At 48.5% G+C, this 4,064-nt stretch carries 3 protein-coding genes; all 3 read right to left on the bottom strand.

The features are described 5' to 3' along the window. Positions 1 to 2,317 (bottom strand): TonB-dependent receptor plug domain-containing protein (locus ABYP73_RS11830; RefSeq protein ID WP_372974459.1); only part of this gene is annotated, 2,317 nt, incomplete at its 3' end. A gap of 97 nt (positions 2,318 to 2,414) precedes the next feature. Continuing rightward, positions 2,415 to 3,326 (bottom strand): FecR family protein, encoded by a 912-nt coding sequence (locus ABYP73_RS11825; RefSeq protein ID WP_372974458.1) that lies wholly within the window; start codon positions 3,324 to 3,326, stop codon positions 2,415 to 2,417. Positions 3,327 to 3,373: 47 nt separating this feature from the next. Then, positions 3,374 to 3,898, bottom strand: a complete 525-nt coding sequence (locus ABYP73_RS11820) for an RNA polymerase sigma factor (protein ID WP_372974457.1) — start codon at positions 3,896 to 3,898, stop codon at positions 3,374 to 3,376. Positions 3,899 to 4,064 lie beyond the last annotated feature (166 nt).

The following is a 4,064-nucleotide window of genomic DNA, read 5'->3' as shown; positions in this document are numbered from 1 at the left end:
CCCGATAAAACCGGCTCAGGGTATTGTCTCTGTCCAGTAGATTCCAGACAGATACGCCCACCTGTGCATTAGTGCCGGATGTCAGGGAGAACAGGTACAGAGCTGAGAAATCTAAGCGCATATAATCCAGAAACCGGTCCGAATTACTGGGGCGGAAATTAATGGCATCGTTCAGCACGGGTTGATCCTGATCAGGGATCGTTGTGGGTTTCCCCGTTCGCCAGTTCCACCCCGCTGCCAGTCTCAGGTGATCAGCTTCATAGCTCATCCCCAGGGTCATCGCATGAGTGATGTCGTAATTGTTGGGAAATGTCCGCTCAGGTAAGGTCTCAAACGTATAGTCCGATTGCAGGAGGGAATAACTCAGCCAGGCGCTTAGGACATCCAATTGTTTGCGCACCAGGACGTCCATTCCCCGAGCCTTGTAGCTGCCAACAGCCTTTTGGAATTCATATTGATTCTGAAATCCCTGGCTTTGGGTAGTGATTCCTTCTACTTCCTTGTAGTAGCCCACAGCGTTGATCAGCCATCCTGACCGGTTGAAACTCAGGCCTGCTGAACCCTGTTTACTGGTGATCACTGGGATCTCCTGTTCATCGGCGAGTTGCCATCGGCGTTTCTCAATGCCCAGAAAATCACTTTGAAAGTTGATCACCTGGGAGGTGTTCTGATGCTTGAATTCACCTAAGAGCTCCAGGTTAAACCCTTCTGCAATGCGCTGGTTGAAACTCAGGCGGGGTTCCCAGATGATCCTGTTGAACTTGTCTAGGTAATTCAATCGAACTCCCATGTCTGCACGAGTAGACCGGTCCCCTGAAAAATACCCCAGGGAAGTATACCCGCTGTGGACACGGAGCACATTCCCTTCGAGTCGCCTGAAAACGGGATCGTCCACATCATCCAGGTTAGTGACCTTGGTCTCCGTGAACTGGTAACCCGAATTCCACTGCCATTGTTCCTTCAGCCGCATAGAAAAATTCATTCGGGCCGCTGTTTCTGAGACCTTGTTCTCCTGAAGGAAACGCTGATCATTAGCGATATTCACATTGATGGCCCTGAGGTTGTAATCGGTATTGTAGATCTCAAGATCCGTACTGATCCTTTCATCCCAGCGCCTTTCGTACCGGAGTCCGCCTGCGACCGTTCCCTGGGCAAGGCTGCTTTCGCGGGAGACGGGCGTGTTGTCGATGTTGGCATTTTCATTGAAGACAAGGTCGTTTCTGGCCACGATAAAATTCAACCGCAGCAGGTCTTTTTCTGAAGCCTTCCACAGCCACCGAAGGGAGGTATCATAGAAATCGAAGGTCTTGTCAGAATTGATCACATTTCCGGCACTGTTCTCCACTTCCGTATCCTGGGATATCCTGTTGAAGTACTCGGTGTAGGTGGGACTCACCACAAAATCATTGATCGCTTTGCGGGCGGCTACCTGAATGGAGGAAGAAGCCCCGAGAGGAGTGTCCACAAATCCGCTGACATCGATGAAATTCACTCCCAGGGAACCGGAAATCGTTTTATTGATCCTGTCATCGGTTTCCATATCGATCGTACCCGAGACCCCGTCGGTAAAACGTGCGGGGGTGCCATTCTTGCGAAGGGACACATTCTGGGTGATCATGGGGTTGAACATAGAGATCAAACCAAAGAAATGCCCCGACTGATACATTTTTATACCATCCCACAATATCAAGTTCTGGTCATTGGTACCTCCCCTGATGTTGATGTCAGAAACGGTTTCACTGACGCTCTGAATACCCGGGAAGGCCTGTACAGCCTGCAGGACATCTGTTTCTATCAGGCCGGGGAGGATGGTAAACCGATCGAAATCGATCTGGTAAGACCCGTCATCGAGCTGATCGATCCCACGGATCAGGTAGTCGTAAAGGACGATCTCGGCAAGCTGGAGTTGCTGGGGTATCATATAGATTTCCTCACAATTCTCCGGATCATTGGATGAGAATTCCTGTTCCAGATTTCGGTATCCGATAAAACGAATGGAAACCAGGCCTTGCGCACCCTGGAGTTCTACCTCAAAATATCCGGTTTCATCAGATATGGTCGACCCCGCATCGCTCTGTACAGTAGCAAAAGGGAGGGGGTCCCCCGTATTGCGATCCTTCAGATAACCGCAGAACAGGGCGGTTCCTTTTTTGATCGAAATAAAATGGTCCGGCAGTACGGTGAATACAAGTCCGCTTTCCTCAGACAAATAAGCCAGGACCTCTTCTATAGGCCATTCTTCCTTTGGGGGGATGAGGTTCAGACCTTCCACGACCTCGGACGCATAGTTGAAGCGATACCCCTTTGAAAGGGACACCTGTTCCAGGATTTCCTTCAGGGGTATTTTGTCTTGTTCTCGTTGAGAGTAGCTGGAGAATCCAATGCAAAGAATAAAAAAAAGGAATAAGGATCGGCTACTTTTCACGGGTTTTCAGGATCACCATGTTGTCTTGAGTGAGATCGTATGACAGTCCCAGGGGTTCTGCGATGGAACGCAGGGCATTTTTTAGGTCGTCGTGCACAAATCCACCCGTAAACCGGGTATCGGCCGACACGCCTTCCAGGACCACCTCAACATTGTACTGCCTTTCGAGTTCAGCAACCACCTCGGAAAAAGGAACTTCCCGGAAATCACTGATATTATCTTTCCATTGGGGCCCCTTAAGAGAGGTGCTGCCCCGAGTCATTTCGCCATTGAGGAAGCTGAGACTTTCACCGGCCCGGAGTTCCTCTGTGTGGCTTCCTGAAACCACCCTTACGTGTCCTTCGTAGCAGATCACCTCAAAGACCGTGGCACGCTGTTTCACGTTGAATTCTGTACCTAACACAGAAACGGTTCCCTGGGGGGTGACTACATCGAATCTCGATCCTTTGGCCACATCAAAAAAGGCCTCTCCTTTTAACTCAAGGGTACGGTTATCCTCCCAGTTCCTTCGGTTATAGGTGACCGCACTCAGGGCGTTGAGGACCACCTGTGAAGCATCCGGTAACTCAATGGTGGTCTTTTGGGCCGCCAGGGTCTCCACCTTCACTTCAGAGGGAAACAGGATGAAATAATACAGGGCGAACCCTATGACGAATACACTGGCGATCCTAAGGAGCCAGGTGGTAGGATGCAGCTTTCTGACCGGTACCTCCCTCGTCCTTATCTTCTTTTGGAGGGTTTCGAAATCTGATGGTTCTGAAAATTGGGAGGCTTTGAAATGCGAAGCATCAGCGATCAACCGTTCGTAAAAAGGATAGGCCTCTTCCTGCTGAAAAGTTTCCCTTTCAGCTTCGGTGAGGCTATCGTTCAGCCATTTTTCCAACAAGGATTTCTCTTCCATGATGCTCGATCTTACTTATATAACAACCCAGTTCCCAAAATTCCTGATTATTTTATTCGAAAATTTTCCAGTTCTTCCTTCAGAATGCCAAAGGCCGAGTAAATCCGGTACTCCACGACCTTTCTGGTTACTCCCAGCAGTTCCGCGATCTCTTCGTGTTTCTTTCCCTCCACCTTATTGAGGAGGAAGGCGACTCGCTGCTCTTCGGTAAGTTTGGCCAGTACCTGCTGGTACTTCCTGAAGTATTCTTCTTTCTGCATCAGGAACTCCGGATCTTCCCGGGTGATGTCTGCCGGTTTTTCTGAGCGATACCGGAGTACCACCTTATGGTGTTTGATGTCGTTCAGGACATTGTTATTGGCCACCTTATACAAAAATGCCCTGGCTTTGGAGAGGACCACTTTCTTACAGTTCTCCCACAATTTTATAAAAGCTTCCTGGGTCTTGTCGTCAGGGTTGCAGGTTTCCCCGTATTTGTAATACAGGTAGTTGTGGAGTTCGGTGGCATACTTTTCATGAAGCCTCTTAAAGGTTTCTTCCCGGCATACGTTCTCTTGTAATTCTTTGGTCAAAACAAATTCAGTAAGACTGCGTTAAAGATATAAATTAAAATTTCTCAATTTTTTTTCAGGAGAAATGAAGACTTGGTTGTTTAAAGGGTAAACAGTTTAATTTAAATCTTATTATGCTATGAAACCATTTGTGAAGTTTTTATCACTGATCCTTGTAGCCTCTCTG

This window comes from Muriicola sp., from assembly GCF_041567615.1.
Lineage (GTDB): Bacteria > Bacteroidota > Bacteroidia > Flavobacteriales > Flavobacteriaceae > Muriicola.
The sequence above is the reverse complement of the archived record's forward strand: the minus strand, read 5'-3'. Positions and strand labels throughout refer to the sequence as shown.